This is a genomic window from Seohaeicola saemankumensis, assembly GCF_042678485.1.
In the GTDB taxonomy this organism is placed as follows: Bacteria; Pseudomonadota; Alphaproteobacteria; order Rhodobacterales; family Rhodobacteraceae; genus Seohaeicola; species Seohaeicola saemankumensis.
The window spans coordinates 133021-156273 of record NZ_JBHTKR010000006.1; the positions used below are offsets into that span (position 1 = coordinate 133021).

Annotated in this window: 22 protein-coding genes, 1 tRNA gene and 4 pseudogenes; 15 read left to right on the forward strand and 12 right to left on the reverse strand. The window is 60.9% G+C overall.

Going from position 1 to position 23253, the window contains the following annotated elements:
* Positions 1 to 25 precede the first annotated feature (25 nt).
* The 8 genes and pseudogenes from ACFQ3C_RS15380 to ACFQ3C_RS15415 all read right to left on the reverse strand — a co-directional run bounded on the left by ACFQ3C_RS15380 (position 26) and on the right by ACFQ3C_RS15415 (position 8003).
* Positions 26 to 1153 (reverse strand): annotated as a pseudogene (locus ACFQ3C_RS15380) (IS3 family transposase).
* A gap of 72 nt (positions 1154 to 1225) precedes the next feature.
* Positions 1226 to 1631: pseudogene (locus tag ACFQ3C_RS15385) on the reverse strand (transposase); the annotation flags it as partial.
* 147 nt (positions 1632 to 1778) lie between these two features.
* Positions 1779 to 2831, reverse strand: coding sequence for a hypothetical protein (locus ACFQ3C_RS15390; RefSeq protein ID WP_380793619.1), 1053 nt, complete (start codon positions 2829 to 2831; stop codon positions 1779 to 1781).
* Between the two features lie 336 nt (positions 2832 to 3167).
* A complete protein-coding gene (locus ACFQ3C_RS15395; protein ID WP_380793621.1) occupies positions 3168 to 4256 on the reverse strand; it encodes an MBOAT family O-acyltransferase in 1089 nt (362 codons plus the stop codon).
* Positions 4249 to 5355 carry a hypothetical protein gene (locus ACFQ3C_RS15400; protein ID WP_380793623.1) on the reverse strand — a complete coding sequence of 369 codons (1107 nt, stop codon included), beginning with the start codon at positions 5353 to 5355 and terminating at the stop codon, positions 4249 to 4251. The genes ACFQ3C_RS15395 and ACFQ3C_RS15400 overlap by 8 nt, the downstream gene beginning before the upstream one ends.
* A gap of 17 nt (positions 5356 to 5372) precedes the next feature.
* On the reverse strand, positions 5373 to 6890 hold the full coding sequence (locus ACFQ3C_RS15405; protein WP_380793625.1) for an AMP-binding protein: 1518 nt from the start codon (positions 6888 to 6890) through the stop codon (positions 5373 to 5375).
* On the reverse strand, positions 6887 to 7141 hold the full coding sequence (locus tag ACFQ3C_RS15410; RefSeq protein ID WP_380793627.1) for an acyl carrier protein: 255 nt from the start codon (positions 7139 to 7141) through the stop codon (positions 6887 to 6889). Before ACFQ3C_RS15410 ends, ACFQ3C_RS15405 begins: the two co-directional genes overlap by 4 nt.
* Positions 7131 to 8003 (reverse strand): hypothetical protein, encoded by an 873-nt coding sequence (locus ACFQ3C_RS15415; RefSeq protein WP_380793629.1) that lies wholly within the window; start codon positions 8001 to 8003, stop codon positions 7131 to 7133. Before ACFQ3C_RS15415 ends, ACFQ3C_RS15410 begins: the two co-directional genes overlap by 11 nt.
* Before the next feature lie 59 nt (positions 8004 to 8062).
* On the opposite strand from ACFQ3C_RS15415, the pseudogene ACFQ3C_RS15420 reads away from it, so the two are divergent.
* Positions 8063 to 8272, forward strand: a pseudogene (locus ACFQ3C_RS15420) (IS481 family transposase); the annotation flags it as partial.
* Positions 8273 to 8458: 186 nt separating this feature from the next.
* Here ACFQ3C_RS15420 and ACFQ3C_RS15425 read toward each other — a convergent pair.
* Positions 8459 to 8548 (reverse strand) — tRNA-Ser (locus ACFQ3C_RS15425).
* Between the two features lie 201 nt (positions 8549 to 8749).
* Between ACFQ3C_RS15425 and ACFQ3C_RS15430 the strand changes: the two genes are divergently transcribed.
* From ACFQ3C_RS15430 to ACFQ3C_RS15465, 8 genes and pseudogenes are all read left to right on the forward strand, one after another.
* Positions 8750 to 9646, forward strand: a complete 897-nt coding sequence (locus ACFQ3C_RS15430) for a DUF2059 domain-containing protein (protein WP_380793631.1) — start codon at positions 8750 to 8752, stop codon at positions 9644 to 9646.
* A gap of 1 nt (position 9647) precedes the next feature.
* Positions 9648 to 10583 carry a DUF2059 domain-containing protein gene (locus ACFQ3C_RS15435; RefSeq protein WP_380793633.1) on the forward strand — a complete coding sequence of 312 codons (936 nt, stop codon included), beginning with the start codon at positions 9648 to 9650 and terminating at the stop codon, positions 10581 to 10583.
* 256 nt (positions 10584 to 10839) lie between these two features.
* Positions 10840 to 11298: pseudogene (gene rplU / locus ACFQ3C_RS15440) on the forward strand (50S ribosomal protein L21); the annotation flags it as partial.
* Positions 11299 to 11352: 54 nt separating this feature from the next.
* Positions 11353 to 11622: a 50S ribosomal protein L27 gene (rpmA, locus tag ACFQ3C_RS15445; protein ID WP_380793635.1), complete on the forward strand. Its 270-nt coding sequence runs from the start codon at positions 11353 to 11355 to the stop codon at positions 11620 to 11622.
* Between the two features lie 290 nt (positions 11623 to 11912).
* Positions 11913 to 12452, forward strand: coding sequence for a GNAT family N-acetyltransferase (locus ACFQ3C_RS15450; RefSeq protein WP_380793637.1), 540 nt, complete (start codon positions 11913 to 11915; stop codon positions 12450 to 12452).
* Positions 12453 to 12484: 32 nt separating this feature from the next.
* Entirely contained in the window at positions 12485 to 13525 is a 1041-nt protein-coding gene (gene obgE / locus ACFQ3C_RS15455) for a GTPase ObgE (RefSeq protein ID WP_380793639.1), read from the forward strand.
* Between the two features lie 26 nt (positions 13526 to 13551).
* Positions 13552 to 14649 (forward strand): glutamate 5-kinase, encoded by a 1098-nt coding sequence (gene proB / locus ACFQ3C_RS15460; protein ID WP_380794113.1) that lies wholly within the window; start codon positions 13552 to 13554, stop codon positions 14647 to 14649.
* Positions 14650 to 14672: 23 nt separating this feature from the next.
* A complete protein-coding gene (locus ACFQ3C_RS15465; protein ID WP_380794116.1) occupies positions 14673 to 15983 on the forward strand; it encodes a glutamate-5-semialdehyde dehydrogenase in 1311 nt (436 codons plus the stop codon).
* Positions 15984 to 15989: 6 nt separating this feature from the next.
* On the opposite strand, the gene ACFQ3C_RS15470 is transcribed toward ACFQ3C_RS15465, so the two are convergent.
* Positions 15990 to 16559 carry a histidine phosphotransferase family protein gene (locus ACFQ3C_RS15470; RefSeq protein ID WP_380793642.1) on the reverse strand — a complete coding sequence of 190 codons (570 nt, stop codon included), beginning with the start codon at positions 16557 to 16559 and terminating at the stop codon, positions 15990 to 15992.
* Between the two features lie 56 nt (positions 16560 to 16615).
* On the opposite strand from ACFQ3C_RS15470, the gene ACFQ3C_RS15475 reads away from it, so the two are divergent.
* From ACFQ3C_RS15475 to ACFQ3C_RS15485, 3 genes are all read left to right on the forward strand, one after another.
* Entirely contained in the window at positions 16616 to 16804 is a 189-nt protein-coding gene (locus ACFQ3C_RS15475) for a DUF3553 domain-containing protein (protein WP_380793643.1), read from the forward strand.
* Positions 16805 to 16995: 191 nt separating this feature from the next.
* Positions 16996 to 17784: a GNAT family N-acetyltransferase gene (locus tag ACFQ3C_RS15480; RefSeq protein WP_380793645.1), complete on the forward strand. Its 789-nt coding sequence runs from the start codon at positions 16996 to 16998 to the stop codon at positions 17782 to 17784.
* Positions 17781 to 18614, forward strand: coding sequence for a lysophospholipid acyltransferase family protein (locus ACFQ3C_RS15485; protein WP_380793647.1), 834 nt, complete (start codon positions 17781 to 17783; stop codon positions 18612 to 18614). The genes ACFQ3C_RS15480 and ACFQ3C_RS15485 overlap by 4 nt, the downstream gene beginning before the upstream one ends.
* 7 nt (positions 18615 to 18621) lie before the next feature.
* On the opposite strand, the gene ACFQ3C_RS15490 is transcribed toward ACFQ3C_RS15485, so the two are convergent.
* On the reverse strand, positions 18622 to 19257 hold the full coding sequence (locus tag ACFQ3C_RS15490) for a thiamine phosphate synthase (protein WP_380793649.1): 636 nt from the start codon (positions 19255 to 19257) through the stop codon (positions 18622 to 18624).
* A gap of 138 nt (positions 19258 to 19395) precedes the next feature.
* Between ACFQ3C_RS15490 and ACFQ3C_RS15495 the strand changes: the two genes are divergently transcribed.
* The 3 genes from ACFQ3C_RS15495 to ACFQ3C_RS15505 are packed head-to-tail and all read left to right on the forward strand — an operon-like array spanning position 19396 to position 22841.
* On the forward strand, positions 19396 to 20139 hold the full coding sequence (locus ACFQ3C_RS15495; protein WP_380793651.1) for an RNA methyltransferase: 744 nt from the start codon (positions 19396 to 19398) through the stop codon (positions 20137 to 20139).
* Between the two features lie 54 nt (positions 20140 to 20193).
* Positions 20194 to 21342, forward strand: coding sequence for a heme A synthase (gene ctaA, locus ACFQ3C_RS15500; protein WP_380793653.1), 1149 nt, complete (start codon positions 20194 to 20196; stop codon positions 21340 to 21342).
* Positions 21339 to 22841 (forward strand): carboxypeptidase M32, encoded by a 1503-nt coding sequence (locus tag ACFQ3C_RS15505; RefSeq protein WP_380793655.1) that lies wholly within the window; start codon positions 21339 to 21341, stop codon positions 22839 to 22841. The genes ctaA and ACFQ3C_RS15505 overlap by 4 nt, the downstream gene beginning before the upstream one ends.
* Before the next feature lie 6 nt (positions 22842 to 22847).
* Here the strand turns inward: ACFQ3C_RS15505 and ACFQ3C_RS15510 are convergent, their stop codons facing one another.
* On the reverse strand, positions 22848 to 23198 hold the full coding sequence (locus ACFQ3C_RS15510) for a DUF6614 family protein (protein ID WP_380793657.1): 351 nt from the start codon (positions 23196 to 23198) through the stop codon (positions 22848 to 22850).
* Between the last annotated feature and the right edge of the window lie 55 nt (positions 23199 to 23253).

The window sequence follows — 23253 nt, forward strand, 5'->3', positions numbered from 1 at the left end:
CCCATCGAGTGGTCCGGTGTGAATGTTAGTGTATGGTCGGCCTCTGGTCTATTGGGACGATGCTTTCGGGTGCTGGTGGCCGGTATCCCAGAGCGCTGTGCGGTCTGACTGTGTTGTAGTGGCGCCGCCATCTCTCGATCAGGATCTGGGCCTCTCGCAGCGTATAGAAGACCTCGCCGTTCAAAAGCTCGTCCCGGAAGCGGGCATTGAAGCTTTCGCAATAGCCGTTCTCCCATGGAGATCCTGGTGCGATGAAGGCCGTCTTGGCGCCTACCGCGCCAATCCAGGTGCGCACCTTCTTGGCGATAAATTCCGCGCCATTGTCGGACCTTATAAACGCGGGCGGGCCGCGCAAGATGAACAAGTCAGTCAGAGCATCGACCACGTCGGTTGAATTGAGCTTGCGTTTGACACGGATGACCAGGGCCTCCTTCGTGAACTCATCGATGATATTGAGGGTGCGGAAGATCCGCCCGTCGTGGGTTCGATCCTGGACGAAGTCATAGGACCAAACGTGGTTTGGGCGTTCTGGCCGCAGCCGGACGCACGACCCATCATTCAGCCAGAGCCGTCCCTTCTTGGGTTGTTTTTGCGGGACTTTCAGCCCCTCCTGCCGCCAGATCCGTTCGACCGTCTTATGGTTCACATGCCAGCCGCTGTTGTTCAGCATCCCGGTGATCATGCGATATCCATAGCGCCCGAACACTCGCGCCAGCTCAATGATGTCATCGGTCAGTTGCTCTTCGTCCGGCAGGCCACAGGGAACCTTGCGCTGCGTGGAACGATGCTGCCCGAGGGTGCGGCAAGCCCGGCGCTCAGACACGCCAAGGGCCTGCCGCACATGATCTATGCACTGACGACGGCGGGGAAGGGCTCAGAAGTTTCCCCGGGCGGCCTCGGTCAGGATCATCTTGTCCAGCGTCAAGTCCGACACGGCACGCCTGAGCCGGGCTTTCTCGGTCTCCAACTCCTTCAGCCGCTTCAACTGATCACGGCTCATGCCACCATATTCTTTGCGCCATCGATAATAGGTCTGCTGCGTTACGCCGATCTGCCGAACAGCATCAGCGATCGAGTTGCCCTGTCCTTGCAGAACTTCAACCTGCCGCAGCTTCAGCACGATCTCTTCCGGTTTGTCTCGCTTTCCAGCCATCTCTTGGTCCTCCTGAAATCGGGATAAGAATATCCCACTTGGTGGACCACTTCAGTGGGGGCACTCCAGTGCCCGGAAGTCAGTGTCTTCCGATCGCGTTGGCGGTCGTCGATACACACGCGGATCAATCCCCGCCAAAGCGCAGTCCCTCAGCTGCGGTATCCCTTCTGTGTCATGGCCCAGTCTAGGGCACGCCGCCGCGCACCAGGCTTCGGAAGTTTTTTCCCAGCATTTCCTTCAATATGGGCACATCCATCATCTTTTCGGTCGTTAGCTTCTTGAACTGAGCATTCTCGGTCTCCAGCGCCATCAGCTTCTTCGCATCCGACACTTCCATGCTGCCAAACTTGGCACGCCATTTGTAAAAGATCGTATCGCTGACGCTGTGCTTCCGACACAGACCCTTGGCCCCAAGCCCCGCTTGTTGTTCTTTCAATATGCCAATGATCTGTGCTTTCGTGAACCATGAACACTTCATCGTCTGTCTCCTTCGATAGGAGACAGACTTACCGCAAATCGCGGACTTTTGCGGGGAGCAGGTCAACTAAGAAGTATGCAAGCTGCTGCCGCGCAGGCTTGGACCAATTTGGGCGCAGGTGCACCCGGCACCGTTTCTTTTTTGGGCCTACGATTCGAGGTCGAGAGTCTTTTGCAGGTCCGGCTTGCGCAGCTTCCAGATCTTGCTGTCAACGATGTAGTGGTGGAAGTTGACAATCTGGTAAAGCACGATCGTTGCCGAGAGCCCTGCAAAGAAAAGCCAGTCTATCGCGCGCAAAACACCCCAGTAGATGACGCCGGTGATCGCGACGCAAACCAACATGTAGAGCCAGAGACGACCGTCCTGGGAAATGTAAGACAGGAACTTCGCGTCTTTGTCCACGCCCTTGCCAAATCGTTTGTTGTTGAACATCCAGACAAACAGAATGTACTGAGCATTGTGCCAGATGTTGATCATCAGCCAGCCAAGTGTGATGTCGCTCGTCGCCACATAAGCGAGGTAGAATATGGTGAAGTGCGTAAGCAGATACATTGTATGCACCGCCGCCAAACGTCCCTCTTTCGCAGCGACGAAGCGGGCAAGAACCCAATAGGTCAACAACGCGACGGCAATGTATCCGCTAACATCCGCAACCATGGACGGAACAGGGAATGACCATAGTTCCATCCCGATAAACGTTGGGTGTTGCTCGGCAGAGCGCGAAATAATGCCGAAAACCGGAATCGAATAGAAGATCCCCTGATCCAGCCAACCATTTTCGTAAAGCGCTTCGCGATCCTTGCCGCGATACGCCCGCGAAATACCCCAGCTCTGGCGCGTGTAGTGATACCATTGCCAATAGAAATAAATGGTTACGACCACCCAAAGCCCGAAGATCCACACCACCCCGAGCGTGCCAACAATCACAGCGGGCAACAGAACAAAAAGCAATGATTTGTGCTCTGCGTAGCTTTCCTTGTCGAAACAGATGCGTGTGTAGGTCGAGATGACGTGGTGATACCCGAGAAACCAAAGGTCGATGACGAGAATCGGATAAAACAGCGAAGGCTCTAGTAGGATAACCGCACCCGTGATGCAAGACAGGGCCAAAAGCCCGAAGATGAAAAAGAAATCAAATCGTGCGTTTCTGATCCACGGAAGCTCCACGTTTGATCGGGGTTGGATTTCTGCATCTGTCACTGCTCTGATCCTGCTCGGTTTTTTTAATAGCTCTTCCTTTTACGCGAGCTATCGGTTTTTTCATAGTTCTTCCTTTACGCGAGCTATCGGAAAACTAAGGCGAGTTTTGGGCTGAAGCTCGACAATTCTGGTTTTGGGCTAAGATTGTGTCGGAGCGGCTTCAGCTGTGCCTTTTCGATCCAACTTTACGCGCGCTTTTGCCTTACTCGGATTATGAGTGCTCTTTTTAGAAGCGGACGTAGGGCGCTTCGGTTGCGTCAAAGGTTCCGAAAACGATCCACAACCCAAGGATGATCGTGCAGACCAAGATGTACAAGATGCGCTTGTGATCCATCTTCAAAACCAAACTCTATGTGCGACCGACGACAACGAAACCACGTATGTCAGCGACACAACCCGGATGGCGAGCGGTGGAAAACCGTTTCTTTTGGCCCACGGCATACCATAGGCCAGCCCCACGCCGTGCCCGAGCCCCCAGATCAGGAAGTTTGGTGAAAAGTCGTGCCATAAGCCCATAAATACAAAAGCAGATATCAGCGCGACCTTTGCGTTAGCCCAAGTCACCATAATTGGCAGGTATATATATTGCATCACAAAATCTGCCATCGATCTGTGCCATCTCTTCCAGTAGTCTCCTAGATCACGCGCAAGATGCGGTTTGTCGAAGTTCTGCGGCACGGAAAAACCGAGTACGAGGGCTACACCTTCCGCCGTGCGCGAGTACCCGTAGAACGTTCCGAAAAGGAAACCGAACGAAAAAAGAGGCAAGAGCACAAAATGCAGCCCAGCGTAGGCCAAAGTGTTTCCATGCTGTGCAAAGCCGTGTTCGAGCATGCGAATATGCTCGACCCCCATACTCATGAAGCCCGAGATTGCAAAAAGAAACACGAAGCCTTCAAAAATCCGATAATATCCTTCACCAAATTGCGGCAGATTTCGTTTCTTCAGATCCTTCATCACATCCAAGCCGTTAAAAACCGGACCGGAGGGCAGGGCAGCGAAAAAGAAACTCGCTGCAAGAAGCGCGGGCAGGTAGTCTGAAAATAGTATTTTTTTCTTGATGGCCTGCGCCGTGGTCATCATTTGACGGATAATGAAAAACGCGCTGCCGAGAAACAGGACCGGCGCGCCGCGCAGCTCGTTGAATACATCCGGAACGAACAACAGCAGCAAGACAAGGTAAGGTGCCCGGGCACTCAAGCGCGGGTTGTCGATCCGGTTGCAGATGCACAGCACCGCTATATTCGCAGCGATTGCAAAGGCCGCAAACAACAACGCGGTTACATTCGTGATGAAGAGAAGCAAGATCCCAGGAGCGGTTATCCAGAAGAGGCGGGCCCCGAGAGATGTGCCGAGTCCGGGCAACCCGTTTGCGAGGCCGAGCACGACGAGGATCAGCAAAATATATGAGACCGCATCAATCACGTTGTGCCATCACCTCGATCAGCGTCTCAAGGCGCGCGGACAACAGCGCCGTTGTCAGCACGCCAGTCGGGAATTTCTCGATATGCGCATCGTCATACCAATACGTGCTGAAGTCCGTCCCGATTTGATCGTAGATTTCGAGGACCTCCACGCCATCAGGGAGCAACTTAACCAGATACTCCAGGGCGGCGGGATCGATCCGGTATCCATAAAGCGGCATAGGGACGACAAGGACATGCGCTCCGACGGCTAGTGCTCTTTCCACCATATCCAAAAAATAACGCATTTCGCCTTGCCTGTAACCGGCCTGGAAATCGTAAGGATAACTCCGGCCCACAGGTTGAGATGTTTGCCAGTCCTGCAGGTCCCGCGTTGCGGCGCCCTCTTCGAGCTCCGCCCTCAGCCCGAATATGAAGTCAGGCAATGGGCCCTCGATGCGGTAGTCGTCATAGGCAAAGGAAAAATCTGCCGGCCAGGAGGCTTCGCGCGCGAAATCAGCGCGTTCGCAATCTTCAATCGACCAGCTGTCAAAAGGCGCTTTGGCGAACTGATAGGCCAAGGCTCCTGCACGCGAGACGGCGCCGCGCAGTCTGAACTGCCACAGGGCCGATAGGGCTTCCGGCTCAGTATATGGCATTGCGACAGACGGTTGCGTTAGCAATTGCCCGAAACTCATCAGATTGAGATCGCGCGTCAGAAGGTAGTGTTCGGAGGGCGTTCCGTTTGCCGCCGGCGCTAGGCGAGCAACTGTGCGTGGTGTTATGAACGTGGGCTCAAGAACGACAACGTCAGGTGCCCCGCGCCGTTGTAGATAGGTTTCGAGCAGCGCATCGGAAACGCGCAGAGTGATGTTGCCCATGGCGATGCGGTCGACGGTAAGATCGCTCCGCAGATCGGTTTGCAACCTACCCTGAATGGCAACAGGATCGAAGGCCACACCGGAGCGGCTGCTGCCAATCAGCAAGACATTCGCTGGTGGCTTGTCCGCGCGCGCAAGCGCAAGGTTGCATCGTGACAAATTGGTCGCGGGCCCCCCGCGCGCGCGGTCGATCCACATAAGCGCACCGATCACCGCGACCAGAGCCAATAGCGCGATCATGGATTTGGCGCGGCCAATCAACACTCGTTTTCTTCCAGAAGTGATTGCAGCGCTATACGGTCCAGTTTGCCATGAGGTGTGACCGGAAGAGCTTTGACGCTGATGCAGCGTTTGGGCAGCATGTAGGTTGGCAAGCCGAGGGGTTCGGCCGCGAGACGTGGGATGAGGTCCTGACCTTCAATGAAAAGAACAAGTTCTGTAGGTTGCTGGCGGGGATATGTGACGACGGCCAGAGCGTCTGTTTTCAGAGCTTTGCGCAAGTGCCATTCGACTTCCATAAGTTCGATCCGATGCCCGCGGATTTTGACCTGATGATCAAGCCGACCAAGGTGGAAAAGCCGACCGTCCCGCCAAAGCACCCGGTCGCCTGTCTTGTAGTAGACTGAGCCCCGCGCGTCGTGAAAAAAAGGTGGCGTAATTGCCGCGTCCGCGTACCCGCAAAAACATTGAGGGGTCTTGAGCAGCAGTTCCCCCGACCTGCTCGTTGTGGTTGAGTGCAGAGGAAAAAAGGTGTGGTCGTCGAGCAGAGCGATCTCGCAGTTCGGAATAGGGACACCGATCGAGACCACGTCGATCTCGGACAAGTCTTCGCGATCTTCCCACTTCTGCGCGGTAACCGCGACGGTACACTCTGTCGGACCATATGAATTCCAGACCGTGGCACCGGGGATCGCCGCCTGCCATTCCCGCGCGATGCTGACTGTCAGAGGCTCACCATTGAAAATTGAAAGGCGAACGCTTTCGAGCGCCAAAGGCTGGCGTTTTTGGTTGGACAGTATCACGCGGACGAGAGACGGAACCGAAATCCAAACCGTTATTTGATTTTTCGAAATAAATTCTGCCGGATTGAAAAGGTCTATCTGGCGCGCCGGACAAAGTGTGCAGCCACTGAGCAAGGCCTGATATATTTCGTGGACGCTGAAATCGAAGGAAAGCTCGCAGACCTGAGAGCAGACGCTGTCTGGCGGATAGGGGATCGTCTGTGTAATATTATCGGCGAATGCCAGCAGGTTGTCATAGGTGATCGGCACGCCCTTTGGCTGTCCGGTAGAGCCGGATGTATAAAGGATATATGCGATCGTGTTTTTGCTGCGTCTCCCGGCCAAGGCACTGGCGCCCCAATCCGCACCTTCCAAATCCGAGTCGACTGAAAGAATACGGTCAGGCTCAATACCCAAGTCTAGGGCCTTGTCTTGCAGCTTGGGGTCGCAGAATACATGCTCTATGCCTGCAGCCTCGATGATTGTGCGAAGACGGCTCGTCGGGTACCTCGGGTTCAGGGGCACATAAGCACGCCCCTCGGATATTGCCGCCCACATTGCCGCATAAGCCTCTGCGGACCGGTCGAGCAACAATCCAACTGGGGATTGCGCCTTGGGTTCAGCGCAATGCAAGACCGCGCGAAACGCGCCGACCATTTGGCCGAACTCGGCGTAGGTGATCCGTCGTGAAGCGTCGCGAACGGCCAAGGCGTCGGCGCGGATTTCGACAACCGCCTGAAAGCGGCGCAACAAGTCTTTGCGACCATCGGTCACTGCGCAGTCTCTTTGCGCAAGAACTCGGTCAGGGTTGAAATGGAGGTGTAATGTATCGCCTCGTCGAAGTCCGGGCTGATGCCAAAGACTTCGTTGACCCCCATAAACACCTTCATAAAGCTCATGGAATCCCACTCAGTTATGGTGTCCATCGAGTCGTCGGGTGAAATCGAAAGATCACCCTTACCACTGTCTTCTCTCAGCGTGTCCTGAACAATGGAAATAACGCGCAATTGCAGGTCATCGGTCATAAATTTTCTCCTCCAGAGGCAGGGCAAGCTTCTCGTAAAGTCTGCGTTCAGCCTTGCTCCAATCAGCGACGGCACCAATCTGGTAGGCCGCCCTATGGTTGGTTCTATGCGCTGACAAGGCAGCGCAACTTTCTACATTTTCATGCGAATTGCCGCCTATAGCTCCAAGGAGCGCCTCCCAGAACTTTCGTGGCTCGTCGACCAGGTCTTCGAAAAGAAGCTTATGTCGCGTATTCGAATCTTGGATAAAGTGGAACAGACGCTTGTTTACCGCACTCCAAAGCCAAATGTTGCGCTGAATGCCCGTCCACTCGTCCCAAACCTTGCCGAATTCGCTGTCCTCTGAGGGTTTCAGTCGCCCAAGCTCGATGAATTTTTCTCTGTCCGTCAAGGGCTTTTGTCGGTCTGGCCAGCCTGCGGGTTGCATATCTTCACCAGTCACGATGGTTGCCGACCTGACGAAGCCCTCGCAGCGTCGAAAGATTGCAAGAAACTTCGCCTCGGGGTGCAGGTTCGCGAAAGCCTCCATGAAAGGAGTGTTGTTGAAGGCAATGTCGACGAAAGTAGACGCATCGCCAGCAGCCTTGGCCAATACAGCTTTCGACCGCATCTGTTCGGCTATGCGCGTGGCATATCCCGGATCGTACCATGCCTTACGGTTGTGATAGTTCACGAGGGGGAGAATTGCTGGCTTGGTCTCTTCAACCAACTGCCCCTCATGCGTCGCTAAAATATCCGGAAGGGTGTTGAGCGTTTTCGCGATGAACATCGTCGCCGTTCGGCCTGTGCTGGCACAAAAGGCCAGTGAGAACCCAAAGGTTTTTCCGCGTTTCTGCTCCAAGCTCGCCGCCGCGTCGACCATTACCAGATTGCTCCTATTTTAAGAGTAAAACCTAGCATCCGCTTTGCTCGAAGCGCAACAAGGACGCGACCGTCAAACACTTCCACTACGAAGACCACAACCAGTTGCGAACACATCTTGCCGACTTCATGGCAGACTACAACGTCGCCCGCAGGCTCAGAACTTTCAGCGGGCTTACGCCTTACGAATACATCTGCAAGATCTGGACTTCGGAACCAGATCGATTCATCCCAAATCCGATCCACCAAATGCTGGGACTGAACACCTAGTTATTTTGTTAGCAAGGAAATTTAGCCCTAACCGAAGCGCGTGATGGTGCCTTTAGAGGCCGGGCAGTTAAATTGCGCAATCGGGGGATTGCGGGTGTCTCTTCTGAAGATGACATAGCCCAAGAGCCCTACAACCCAGAGAAAAACAGGACAAGAAAGATTGTGCTGACAGACACAAAAGTAAGATGGCGGAGAGACAGGGATTCGAACCCTGGGACCCCTTGCAGGATCAACGGTTTTCGAGACCGCCCCGTTCGACCACTCCGGCACCTCTCCGCGGTCTGGTGGCTGCGTTTAATCTCTCCCGTGGGCGGTGACAAGGGGGCTTTTCGCAAATCTTTCCCGATGTTTCCGGCAAGGGCGCGTCCGGTTTTACGGCTTCACCGGGTTTTGCATTGTCTGCCCGGACAAATGGCTTAGGCTTTGCCCCATGAGATGCCCCGGCCGGCATCGTTCCAGGACAAGGACACCGCACAGATGATCCATCGGATAACCCTCCCGTCGCGTATCGGCCCCGGTCTGACCGGCATAGCCCTGATGTGGCGGATGGCTTGGGTTTTGCTAGTTTGCGCGCTCTGGGCCCCGCAAGCAGCACCTCTGTGGGCGCAGGCCGGGCAGGATCGTGACCGGCTGGAAGCGTTTCTGACCGTGACCGGCTTTGACAAGGCGCTGGAATCGATTGCCCTGTCGGCGGGGGATGCCCCGTTGATGCTGGGGCGGGATGTGTCGGAATTCGGCGGCGACTGGACCCGCGCCGTGGCCGAGATATTCGATACCGATCTGATGCATGACATGGCGATCGGCATCCTTGATCGCGCACTTGAAGATGATCTGCTGACCCATGCCGTCGATTTCTACGCCTCGGACCTGGGGCGGCGGCTTGTCGCGGTCGAGAACGCAGCGCATCTGTCCGACGATGCGGAAGGTGCCCGCGCCGACGGCGAAAGCATCATCGCCGATCTGGTGCGGCAGGGCGCGCCGCGCCTGACCATCCTGCAACGCATGGGGCCGGCCATCGACCCGCAGGATACATCTGTTCGCGCGGTGGAAGAGATACAGGTCAGGTTCCTGCTGAGTGCCGCGGCCGCCGGTGTTTTGCCGATGGAGCTGGACGAGGCGACCCTGCGCAGCCTGATGGCCGACCAGCGCGGAGAGCTGCGCCAGAGGATGCGCGAATCCGCGCTGATTCAGTCCGCCCATGTCTACAAGAGCTTTTCGGATGCCGAGCTTGAAGCCTATGTGGCCGCACTGGAACATCCCAGCATGCAGCGTGTCTACGAGTTGATGAACGGCATCCAGTACGAGATCATGGCTAACCGCTTCGAGGTGCTGGCCCGCCGCATGGCAGACCTCCACCCCGGTGAGGAATTGTGACATGCCCCTGCGCCGCGTCCTTTCACTTGTCCACAGCGCGGCCGGCGCGCTGCTGTCGCTTGCCCTGCTGCTGGGGCTGGCTGCCGCACTGATCCCGGCGGCCCAGGCACAGGCCCAGGCCCAGTCACAGGCCCAGTCACAGGCGCAAGCTGGCCAGGATGGGGACCGGATCAGCCATCTGATGGCCTTGATGGGCATGGAAGAGATTGTCCAGATCATGCGCGAGGAAGGTCTGGCCTATGGTGGCGAGCTTGGCCGCGGCATGCTGTCCGGCGAAGGCGGGCCGATCTGGGACCAGCAGGTGGACCGCATCTATGACGTCGCGGCGATGACCGCTCTTGTGCAAGCACGGTTCCGCGCGGCTTTCGGCACCGCCGATCCCGAACCGCTGATCGACTTTTTCGAAGACGAGACCGGGCAACAGATCGTGGCTCTGGAAATCGCCGCGCGCCGGGCCTTCATGGACGAACAGATCGAGGAGACGGCGCGCGAAGCCTTTCGCGAGGTCGAGGCCGATCTGGACGCGCCCAGCCCCCGCGCCATTGATCCGCATCTCTCCGCCATCGAATCCTATGTGGAGGCGAATGACCTGATCGGTTTCAACGTGATGGGGGCGATGAACGCCAACATGCTGTTCTATCGCGGCCTGATCGACGGCGGCGCGTTGAACATGACTGAGGCGGAAATCCTGTCCGATGTCTGGGAACAGGAGGAAGAGACGCACGCCGAAACCCGTGAATGGCTTTATGCCTTCTTGATGCTGGCCTATCAGCCGCTTGATGCGGGGCAGATCAGCGCCTATGCGGATCTGTCCCTGACCCCGCATGGCCGCGCCATGAACCGGGCGCTGTTCTCGGCCTTTGACGACATGTATGGTGCATTGTCCCATGCCCTCGGGCTGGCGATCGCGGCGCGGATCATGACCGAGGATCTTTGATCCCGCAGCCCCCGGGTTCTGCCGACCGGGCCGCAGGCGGGGCAGGGGGAATGCCCGCCAAGCCCCTTGACTTCCCCTCGGATGGGCCGCATAAGCCGCCATCTCGGAAGGGGCGCAGTGCCTCTGCCGTGATGTTTATTCACAACCGTCCGCAAGGGCGCGCTGTTCGAGGTGGCTGGCAGACCTTCCCAGGGGAGGAAAGCAGCCGAAACGCCCGCAAGGGGACCACAGGACGCGGTAACAAGGGAAGACAGATATGTTCGCGGTTCTGAAAACCGGCGGCAAACAGTACAAGGTCCAGGCCGGCGATACGCTGCGCGTGGAGAAACTGGCCGCTGATGCAGGTGAAACAGTCCAATTCAACGAAGTGCTGATGCTGGGTGGTGACACCACCGTTCTCGGCGCGCCCATGGTGGCAGGCGCCGCCGTGCAGGCCGAAGTGATCGATCAGGTCAAGGGTGAGAAAGTCATCCACTTCGTCAAGCGTCGTCGTAAGCACGGCTCGCAGCGCACCAAGGGTCACCGTCAGAAGCTGACCCTCGTCCGGATCACCGAGATCCTGGCAGCCGGCGCTGACAAGACGGGCGTGAAGGCCGCAATCGGCACCATCCCGGCTGGCGCCGCAGTGGCAGAAGCTGCCCCCGCGACCAAAGCCGCGCCCGCCAAGAAGGCCGCAAAGGCGAAAGCCCCCGCTGCCGCTGCGGGCGACGCTGCCGCGAAACCGAAACGCGCCGCCAAAAAAGCGGCCGAGACCAAGGAGTAATCCCCCATGGCACATAAAAAAGCAGGCGGTTCCTCCCGCAACGGTCGCGACTCTGACGGCCGGCGCCTTGGCGTCAAGCTGTTCGGCGGCCAGGCCGCGATCCCGGGCAACATCATCGTGCGTCAGCGCGGCACCAAGTGGTGGCCGGGCGAGGGCGTGGGCATCGGTCGTGACCACACGATCTTCGCCACGAGCGAGGGCAAGGTAACCTTCCATAAGGGCCTCAAGGGCCGCACCTTCATTTCGGTTCTGCCGGTGGCGGAGGCCGCTGAATAAGCCGTTCTTCAGGTGACATGCATCAGGGGACCGGCAAGACCGCCGGTCCCCTTTTCCTTTTCCGCAGGTCCGGCGCGTGACAGCCCGGCTCTGGCTCTGCGGGGGCCGGGTTTCGTCCAGATATGTTCACAGAACTGCCATGCAGTCATGTCACAGACAGGGGCAGACCAGTGACAGACCTGCAAGTTTCTCCGGGGAGGGGGCGACCGGCAGGCGTGAAGAGTAACAGCGCGACAGGGGGCCAGACCCCGCACGGTTTCAGCACCACGTATTTTCGGAGGAGAACGCGGATGAAGATCGATCCCATCTATGCCCAGCCGGTGATTGCGACCGAGCGCTTCGACCTGCGCCCGCTGCGCCAGTCGGACAAGGGGCTGATCGAGATGTATGGCGCGGACCGTCGTGTGGCCATGAACACCCGCGCGATCCCCCATCCGCTGCCGCCCGGCGCGATTGAGGCTTTCGTGACCCGCGCCATGGATCCGAATCGCACCGAAGATGTTTGGGCCCTGGATGGCAGCCACCATGGTGGCGCCGAGGTGATGGGCCTGATCAGCCTGACGCCGATGGATCGCAACCAGTCTGAGGTCAGCTTTTGGGTGGCGCCGGCCTATTGGAATTCCGGTGTCGCCTCGGCCGCGGTGGCGGCCCTTGTTGCGGCCAATCCGCGGGGCTGCCGCACCATGTTTGCCGAAGTGTTCCAGGACAACCCGGCCTCCGCACGGGTGATGACGAATTGCGGTTTCGAATATCTGGGCGATGCCGAAGCCTTTTCGGTCGCCCGTGGCGCCAAGGTGGCAACCTGGACCTACAGCCGAAAACTTGATTGAGCAGAGCAGTGCCTTTGCGATAGGGGAAGACCATGAAGTTTCTTGATCTCGCAAAGGTCTATATCCGGTCCGGTTCGGGCGGCGGTGGGGCAGTCAGCTTCCGGCGCGAGAAATTCATTGAATTCGGCGGCCCCGATGGGGGCGACGGCGGCTCTGGCGGCTCTGTCTGGGTCGAGGCGGTGGACGGGCTGAACACGCTGATCGATTTCCGCTATCAGCAGCATTTCTTTGCGCAGAACGGCCAACCCGGCATGGGCCGGCAACGGACCGGCAAGGATGGCGACGATATCGTGCTGCGCGTACCCGTCGGCACCGAGATCCTGGACGAGGACGAAGAAACCGTGGTCGCCGACATGACCGAGGTGGGCCAGCGCGTGCTGTTGGCGCGCGGCGGCAATGGCGGCTGGGGCAACCTGCATTTCAAGACCTCGACCAACCAGGCCCCGCGCCGCGCCAACCCCGGCCAGGAAGGCGTGGATCGCACGCTCTGGCTGCGGCTCAAGCTGATCGCGGATGCCGGGCTGCTGGGGCTGCCCAATGCGGGCAAGTCCACCTTTCTGGCGGCCGTGTCCAATGCGCGGCCCAAGATCGCGGATTATCCCTTTACCACGCTGCATCCGAACCTAGGTGTCGTGGGCATCGACAATGCCGAATTCGTCATGGCCGATATCCCCGGCCTGATCGCCGGCGCCTCCGAGGGCAAGGGCCTGGGTGATCGGTTCCTGGGCCATGTCGAACGCTGCGCGGTGCTGCTGCATCTGGTCGACGGCACGTCCGAGACCGTGGCCGAGGATTATCGCGCCATCATCACCGAGCTTGAGCTTTATGGCGGTGATCTGGCCGACAAGCCGCGGGTCACCGCGCTCAACAAGATCGACGCGCTGGATGACGAGGAACGCGCCGAGGCGCGCGCCGCGCTTGAGGCTGAATGCGGCGGTCCCGTCCTGATGCTGTCGGGTGTCACGGGCGAGGGCGTGCCCGAGGTGCTGCGCGCGGTGCGCGCGCAGATCACCGCGGACCGGCTGCGGATGAAACAGGCCGATGCGGATGAGGAACAGCCGTGGCGCCCCTGAGCGAAGCAAAGGCATCTCCCCTCCGGCTGACTGCGGCGCGGCGCGTCGTGGTCAAGATCGGCTCGGCCCTGCTGGTGGACCGGACGACCGGCAAGCTGCGCCAGGACTGGCTGGCCGCATTGGCGCAGGATGTGGTCTGGCTCAAGGCGCTGGGTGTTGATGTGGTGCTTGTCTCGTCGGGGTCGATCGCGCTTGGGCGCGGGGTTCTGGGCCTGCCCGCCACGACACTGGCGCTGGAACAGTCGCAGGCCGCCGCAGCCGTTGGGCAGATCAGGCTGGCCCGCGCCTATGAGGAGGTGCTGGCCCCGCATGGCATCACCACCGGACAGGTGCTGGTCACGCTGGAGGACAGCACCGACCGCCGTCGCTACCTCAATTCCCGCGCCACGATGGAGATGCTGATCGGCCTCGGCGTCGTGCCCATCGTGAACGAGAATGACACCGTGGCCACCGATGAAATCCGCTATGGCGACAATGACCGCCTGGCCGCGCAGGTCGCGGTGACAGTGGGCGCGGATCAGCTGGTGCTTCTGTCGGATGTGGATGGTTTCTATTCCGCCAATCCGCAACAGGACGCGGATGCGCGGCATTTTCCCGTGATCGACCGTATCACCCCGCAGATCGAGGCGATGGCCGGGGATGCAGGATCGGGCCTGTCCAAGGGCGGCATGAAGACCAAGCTGATGGCCGCGCGCACGGCCACTGCCGCCGGCTGCGCCATGGCGATCACCGAAGGCTCGGTCATGCGTCCGCTGCAAGCCCTTGAACAGGGCGCGCGCGCCACATGGTTCACCGCGACCGAGGATCCGCAAGCCGCACGCAAGCGCTGGATCGCCGCCATGAAACCGCGCGGCGAGGTGACGCTGGATGCCGGTGCCGTGCGCGCGCTGGAAAGTGGCAAAAGCCTGCTGCCCGCGGGTGTGATCGCCGTGACCGGGCGCTTCGGGCGCGGTGATCCAGTGGCCATCCTCGGCCCTGACGGGGCTGCTCTGGGTCAGGGGTTGATCCGCTACACCGCCGCGGAAACAACCCTGATCCGGGGCCATCGCAGCGACGAGATCGAGGCGCTTCTGGGCTATCCGGGGCGCGCTGCATTGATTCACCGTGACGACATGGCGCTTTGATTCTTACTTTCTTTTTGCCGAAAATATCCCCGCCGGAGGCATCCGGCCCTGCCAGGGACCACAGACAGATGACGCAGAACCAGACCCTTGCCGACCAGATGGATGACATCGGACGCCGTGCCCGCGCGGCGGCGGCAGAGCTGGCCTTTGCGCCGGCTGCGGCAAAGGCCCAGGCCCTGACCGCCGCGGCCGACGCGATCGCGGCGCAAAGCGATGCGATCGTCGCTGCGAATGCGCTTGATCTGGATTATGGCCGCACGAAGGGGCTCAGCCCTGCGATGATGGACCGACTGATGCTGGACCCCTCCCGGATCAGATCCATCGCCGATGGCTTGCGCGCCGTGGCCGCACAGGATGATCCCGTGGGCCGTGTGCTGGCGGCATGGGACCGGCCCAACGGGTTGCATATCCGCCGCGTGGCCACGCCCCTGGGCGTGATCGGGGTGATCTATGAAAGCCGGCCGAATGTGACCGCCGATGCCGGTGCGCTGTGTCTCAAGGCGGGCAATGCGGTGATCCTGCGCGGTGGATCGGAAAGCTTTCATTCGTCAGAGGCGATCCATGCCTGCCTGGTTGCGGGATTGCGGGCGGCGGGTTTGCCGCAGGATGCGATCCAACTGGTTCCCACCCGCGACCGCGAGGCCGTGACCGCGATGTTGCGGATGACGGAGTGGATCGACGTGATCGTGCCGCGTGGGGGCAAGGGCCTTGTGGGCCTGGTGCAACGCGAAGCGCGTGTGCCAGTCTTTGCCCATCTGGAAGGGATCGTGCATATCTATGTCGATGCCGCGGCAGACCCCGCAGTGGCGCGCCGCGTTGTGCTGAACGCCAAGACCCGCCGCACCGGGATCTGCGGGGCCGCGGAATGCCTGCTGATCCACCGCGATGTCGCCGCGTCTCTTGGCGCGGATCTGGTCCGCGACCTCCTTGCCGCCGGGGTCGAGGTGCGCGCCGACGCGGCGCTGCAATCCGTGCCCGGAACCGTGCCGGCCAAGCCGGACGATTGGGGGCGAGAGTTTCTTGACATGATCATCGCGGCCCGCGTCGTTGATGATGTCGATGCGGCCATTGCCCATATCCGGCAATACGGATCGAACCATACCGATTGCATCCTGACCGAAGACGCCCATGCCGTGACGCGGTTTTTCGAGCGGTTGGACAGCGCGATCCTGATGCATAATTCATCGACCCAGTTCGCGGATGGCGGGGAATTCGGCATGGGGGCGGAAATCGGGATCGCGACAGGCAAGCTGCATGCGCGGGGGCCCGTTGGCGCCGAACAGCTGACCAGTTTCAAATATCTTGTGACCAGTCAGGGTGCGATCCGGTCCTGACCGCGCTCAGTAGCGCAACAGGATGTCATGCTCGGTGATCCGCAGGCTGATCCGGCGGCCCGCCTCTTGCAGCAGGACCGGCAACAGGGCGAATTGCACCTCGGACGGGCTGATGTCGATGGCCTGACCGGGGGTTTCCAGCGCAGACCAGAGGTCTGGTGTCTGGCGAAGCTTGTCGGCACTGGCGCTGATGGCCCAGAGGTCGGCCTCGCGGGTCAGGCTGATCCGACCGCCATAGGGCATTGCGGTTTCGAAGCACTGCAACGCCAGAAAGGCCAGTCGCACCTCGACACGCGGAATATCCTCCAGCGGGCCCCAATGAAAACTGACCCGCGCACCCTGTGCGATCGCCTTGAGGATGCTGACGATTTCAGCCCGCCCCATCATCTGCTGTTCCGCGGCCATCCCGTAAGCCACACGGAAGAAACGGATACGCGCATTGGCGTTCTCGACACTGTCCGAGATCAGCGCTACCTCTGGGGTCAGCGCTGCCCCCGACATCTGCATCAGTTCCAGACCATTGCTGATAGCGCCGATCGGACTGATCAGGTCGTGACAGATACGCGAGCCTATCAAGGCGGCCAGATTATGGATAGTTTGGCCCAAAGAGGTCTCCGATACGAGGTTACGACATGTCCGATCTGAACGCGATACTGGAGCCCGGAATGCTGGTGTGTCACCCCGACCAACCTGACTGGGGGGTGGGACAAGTTCAATCCAATATCGCGGGCCGGATCACGGTCAATTTTCCGGAGGTCGGCAAGGTTGTCATCGACGGCTCCCGGATCGGTCTTCTGCCTGTCTTTGATCACCCAAATTAGTTAACAAATGGTTACCGCCTGGTTACCGCTGGTGGTGACCGCCGGTTACCGCGGATGGAATCTGTCCATCCTTGCCGGCCATGGGAGGGACAGATCGTGCGCGCCAGGACCCTTTGCCGTCGCGGCGACGGTTGCCATGTACCGGGCAGTTTCCTAGAAACGTGCAAGCGCACTCAATGCCTGGCCACCGCATGACCGAAGCCCCCCCGCAATTCGCCGTCAGGCTGGCCACTGATCAGTCCGATCTGCATGCGGCGCAGCGCCTGCGCTATCAGGTGTTCGTCACCGAGCTGGGTGGGGGTGGTGACATGGTCGATCATGACAATCGCCGCGAACAGGACCGTTTCGATCCGTTTTTCGATCATCTGCTGCTGCTGGATCAATCGCGGCCGGACCCTGATCAGGTGGTGGGCGTCTACCGTCTGCTGCGCGCCGATCAGGCCGTCGCGGCGGGGCAGTTCTATTCCGAGGACGAATATGACCTCGCCCCCCTCAGGGCCAGTGGGCGGCGCCTGCTCGAACTGGGGCGGTCCTGCCTGCATCCGGCCTATCGCGGGGGTATGGGCATGTTTCACCTCTGGCACGCGCTGGCGGCCTATGTCGATGCCCATGGGATCGAGGTTCTTTTCGGTGTGGCAAGCTTTCACGGAACCGATCCGCAGGCCCTGGCCGCACCGCTGACGCTGCTGCATCACCGGCACCTGGCCCCGCCAGACCTGCGCGTCACGGCCCGCCCGCCGGGCCGCACCGCGATGGATCTGATCCCGCCCGACACGCTTGACCGGCGCGCCGCGATGCTGGCCGTGCCCGCGCTGATCAAGGCCTATCTGCGGCTGGGCGGATTCGTGGGGCAGGGCGCTTTCATCGACCATGCCTTCAACACGACCGATGTCTGCCTGATTCTGGATGTGGCGCGGATGAATGAAACGCAACGCGCCATCTACAGACGGCCTGTCCCCACACGACCGGAGCCGTCATGACCGGCAGCTGGACCCCGCCACCGGAACCGCCGGCCGAGGCCCTGACACCCGCCGGCTGGGTGCGCCTGACCCTGCGCGGCACGATCCTTGGCAGCCTGACCTTTGGCGGTCTCGGGCTGATGCTGCTGCTGCGCCTGATCGAACGCCCGCTGTTCGGGCTGCACCGTCCCTTCACCCCTTACCTGACGCAGATCGTGTGCCGATGTGCCTTCCTGATCCTGGGCATGGGGCATGTGGTGCGCGGCAAACCCATGCAAGAGCGCGGCGCGGTGGTTGCCAATCACGTGTCATGGCTGGATATCTTCGCGCTGAATGCGCGCAAACGGATCTATTTCGTCTCGAAATCCGAGGTGGCGCGATGGCCCGCCATCGGCTGGCTTGCGCGGGCCACGGGAACGCTGTTCATCAACCGCGATCCGCGTGACGCGCGCCGCCAACAGGTGTTGTTCGAACGGCGCCTTCTGGCGGGGCATCGGCTGTTGTTCTTTCCCGAAGGCACATCGACCGATGGCCTGCAGGTGCTGCCCTTCAAATCAACGCTGTTTCAGGCTTTCCTGTCCGATGAGTTGCGGCACCGGCTGTTCATCCAGCCCGTCACGCTGCGCTATCATGCACCAGAGGGGGCTGATCCGCGGTTCTACGGCTGGTGGGGCGAGATGGATTTCGGCCCGCATCTGGTCAGGGTGCTGGCCGCCCCGCGCAACGGCACGGTCGAGGTGATCTATCACGCCCCCGTACGCGTCGATACCTTTCCCAACCGCAAGTCGCTGGCCGCCCATGTGGAACAGACCGTCCGTGACGGCCTGCTGCATGGCATGGCGCAGGTCTAGGGCTGGATCAGATCTGCATGGCGCGGCCGAGGCGCGCCAGTTCCGCCACCGGATCGGCCGCTGACCAGATCTCGTCACCCAAGGCGATGAAATCGGTGATCGGCGCCAGGGTGCGGATCAGGTCTTCGGTCAACGCCCCTTCGGCCACAACCGGCACCTCGATGATCTCGGACCACCATTCGAAGATCTCCAGATCGGCGCGGCTGCCGTCACCCAGAGGCGTTTCGCCAACAGGGCCGAAGCTGACGTAATCGGCCCCGGCCTCGCCGGCGGTCATCCCCTCGTGGCGCTGGATGCCGCAGAAGGCGCCGACGATCGCATCAGGGCCCAAATCCTTGCGGACCTTGCGGACCGAACGCGCCCCATCGGTCAGATGGACACCGTCCAGCCCGAGCCGCTCCACCATCAACACATGGCGTTCGATCACAAGCGCCACATCGCGCGCATGGGTCACCTCGCGCAGCGCATCTGCGGCGCGGGCGATATTGTCCTCATCCTTGCTGGCCAGGGCCAGGCGCACGCAAGCCACGTCCTGCGCGTCCAGCACGCGGGCCAGCAGATCGGGAAAAACCTCAAGATCGAAGCTGGGCGGCGTGATCAGGTAGAGTTGTGGCTGTTGCGGGGCGTCAGGCGTATCGGCCATTCCGGTCAGGCTCCTTCAAGGTCATGCAGGTGTCATAACGGGGAAATTCGGCTTTGACCATCGGGCACGACACATGGCTTATCGCTTGGAAACGGAACCGGCTTGGCGTATCACGCGCCAGCCCTGCCGGAGATACCGATGCCCAGTCCCACGCCCCAACCCGCCTTTGTCCTGGTCCGCCCCCAGATGGGCGAAAACATCGGCGCCGCCGCGCGCGCCATGTGGAATTTCGGGCTGGACCGGATGCATGTGGTCGGCCCCCGCGACGGCTGGCCCAACGGCCGTGCGGTCGCCATGGCCAGCGGTGCGGGTCGCCTGCTGGACGAGGCGCAGCTGCATGCCGATCTGCCCGGCGCATTGGCCGATACGACATTCACCTTCGCCACCACCGCGCGCGGCCGTGGGTTGACCAAACCGGTCTACAGCCCGGAACGCGCCATGCAGATGGCGGCCGAAATGATCGCGCGCGGCGAAAAGGTCGCGGTGCTTTTCGGCCCCGAGCGCGCGGGCCTGGAAAACGAGGATGTGGCACAGGCCAATGCCATCATCTCGGTCCCGGTCAATCCGGAATTCCCCAGCCTGAACCTGGCGCAATGCGTGCTGCTGACGGCCTATGAATGGCGCCGCCAGACCGAACAGGTGCAGCATGAAACCGTCGAGATGGGCCGCACCGACTGGGCCAATGGCACCGAGGTCGAGGCATTGGCCCGCCATTATGAGGATACGCTGGATCAGGCGGGCTTTTTCTTTCCGGACTCCAAGGCCGACAGCATGAAGCTGAACCTGCGCAACCTGTGGTCCCGGATGCGCCTGACCCGGGCCGATGTGCAGACGCTGCATGGCATCCTGCGTCAAATGGTGCGCTGGAAAGACCGGGGTTAGGATCTGGACGAAGGCCGGGTGAGGCCCTAGGTTCGCCACCGACAGGAGACGATGATGACCAAGAAACGCGCGATTTTCGAAGAGGTTGCAACCGACCGGCCACAGGCCCCGTCACCCCGGGGCGGTCTGATCGACAAGGGCAGCACCGGCGCCCGTGGCGCAATCCGCATCTGGCTGATGGTTCTGTTCGCGCTTGTGATGGTGATGATCGCCGTGGGCGGTCTGACCCGCCTGACCGACAGCGGCCTCAGCATCACCGAATGGCGCCCCCTGACGGGCGCGATCCCGCCGCTGAACCAGGCCGACTGGGAAGCGGAATTCGCCAAGTACCAGCAGATCCCGCAGTTCCAGATCCAGAACCGCTGGATGGAACTGGATGATTTCAAATTCATCTACTGGTGGGAATGGGGTCATCGGCAACTCGGCCGCGTGATCGGCCTGGTCTGGGGCCTGGGCTTTCTGGGCTTTCTGCTGGCGCGCAAGATCCCCGCGGGCTGGACGCCGCGCCTGCTGTTCATCGGCGCGCTTGGCGGGCTTCAGGGCTTCGTGGGGTGGTGGATGGTGGCCTCTGGCCTGACCGGGTCGATGACCAGTGTCGCCAGCTATCGCCTGGCCACGCATCTGGGGCTGGCTTTCATCATCCTTGGCTTCATCGCCTGGTTCGTGTTCCAGCTTGGCCGCAGCGAAAGGGATCTTTTGCAGGCACGCCGCGCCAAGGAGGACAAGCTGTTCCGCCTGTCCACCGGTTGGATGCATTTCGCCTTCCTCCAGATCATCCTTGGCGCGCTGGTCGCCGGGATCGACGCGGGCCGGTCCTATACAGACTGGCCGCTGATGGGTGGGCAGGTGATTCCGCCAAACCCGTTCATGCTGAACCCGCTCTGGACCAATTTCTTTGAGAACCCGGGGCTTGTGCAGTTCATTCACCGTGTCAGCGGTTATCTTCTGCTGATTTTCGGGATCGTGGTCTGGATGCGCGCCCGCAAAAGCGCGCATGAGGCGACGCGGGCGGCCTTTACCCTGGCCTTCGGTGCACTTGTGGCGCAGGTGGTGCTGGGTATCGTGACGGTGATGACCGGCGCGATATGGGAAATCGCCATCGCGCATCAGGTGCTGGCGGTGATCCTGTGGGTGCTGATCCTGCGGGCGCGCCACCTTGCGGCCTTTCCGGTCGTCACCTCGATCCGGGGGGCACGGGCATGACCGTTGCGGGCACAAGCAACACCGCCGGTGCCTTTGACGCGCTGATGGCCCATGAACGCACCACCTTTGCCCTGGGCCAGGTGGCGGGGCGGCTGGGCTGGGACCAGGAAACCATGATGCCGCGCGGCGCCGCCGATCAGCGGTCCGAAGAAATGGCCGCCATGGAATCGGTGCTGCATGCCCGACGCACCGACCCGCGTATCGCCGACTGGCTGGAGGCTGTCGATACCGCGGCGCTGGATGATACGGGCCGCGCGCAACTGCGCCATATCCGGCGCAATTTCGACCGCGCCCGCAAACTGCCCGCTGACCTGGCCCAGGAACTGGCCCGCCTGACCAGCCGCGCCCAGGGCCAATGGGCCGAGGCCCGCGCGGCCGAAGATGTCGCGTCGTTTCTGCCCGTGCTGGCACGGATCGTCGCATTGAAGCGCGAGGAGGCGGCCGCCCTGGCTGCGGGGGGCGATCCTTATGATGCGCTGCTGGACGATTATGAACCCGGCGCGAAAGCCGCCGACCTCGAGGCGATGTTCACTGCCCTGCGTGGCCCGCTTGTCGCGTTGCGCGCCGCCTGCCTGGCGCAACCGGCGCCCAAGGGGCTGACAGGGCTGTTCGACGAGGCGGCGCAGATGCAGCTGACCGACAAGCTTGCCCGCGCCTTTGGCTATGACTTCAGCATCGGGCGTCTGGACAAGGCCGTGCATCCATTTTCCAGCGGATCGGGGCGCGATGTGCGGATCACCACGCGCACCAACCCTGTCGATCCGTTCAACTGTTTCTATTCGACCATCCACGAGGTCGGGCACGCCTGCTATGAGCAGGGGATCGACGCGGCCTATGCGCTGACACCCTTGGGGCAGGGCGTCTCGATGGGGGTGCACGAAAGCCAAAGCCGCATCTATGAAAACCAGATCGGCCGCAGCCGTGCTTTCACGGGGTGGCTTTACGGCCAGATGCGCGCGGCTTTCGGCGATTTCGGGATCGCGGATGAAGACGCGTTCTATGCGGCCGTGAACCGCTTGCATAATGGCTTCATCCGCACAGAAGCCGATGAGGTACAATATAACCTGCATGTGCTGCTGCGCTTCGATCTGGAACGCGCGCTGATCGCGGGCGATCTGGCGGTGGCCGATCTGGAAGCCGCCTGGAATGACCGTTTCCTGGCGGATTTCGGATTTGCCGTGGACAAGCCCTCGCATGGTTGTTTGCAGGATGTGCATTGGTCGGTGGGGCTGTTTGGCTATTTCCCGACCTATAGCCTTGGCAATGTCTACGCCGGCTGCCTGCACCAGGCGATGCGGGCCGCGCTGCCCGGTCTGGATGCACAACTGGCGCAGGGCGACACATCCGGCGCGACCGGCTGGCTGCGCGAGACTGTGCAGCGTCACGGCGGGCTTTATACCCCGCGCGAGGTGATTGCCCGCGCATCGGGGATGGCACCAAGCGAGGCGCCGCTTCTGGCCTATCTCAAGGACAAGTTCAGCGCGCTTTACGCCCTGTAGGCCGCGTCAGATCAGCGCCATGCGCTCTGATCGTTCCGGATCGGGGAAAGGCCGGTAAAGCGCGAAATGCGCGGCGGCCACCAGCGTGTTGACCGCACGGTAGAGGCTGGCCACGTGATCGTCCTTGCGCCCCAGCATCCGAAACGCCTGATCCAGCTGTGCAAGGTCCCTGACTTCGACCTCAAGCAGAAAATTGCGGTGGCAATCGGACGCAAGGTTCAGCTTGCGGCGCAACAGCCGCCAGTTTTCGATCACGCCTTCGGACTTCAGATGCGACATCCAAAGGTCGACCGCATTGGCGAAGGCCAGCGCCTTTGCATCATCCTTGAGATCGATCGAGCAGCTGTAAAGGTTCATCGGCCATCCCCGCGTTGCAGTGACACCACCATGCATCAGCGGGATTACCATGCGG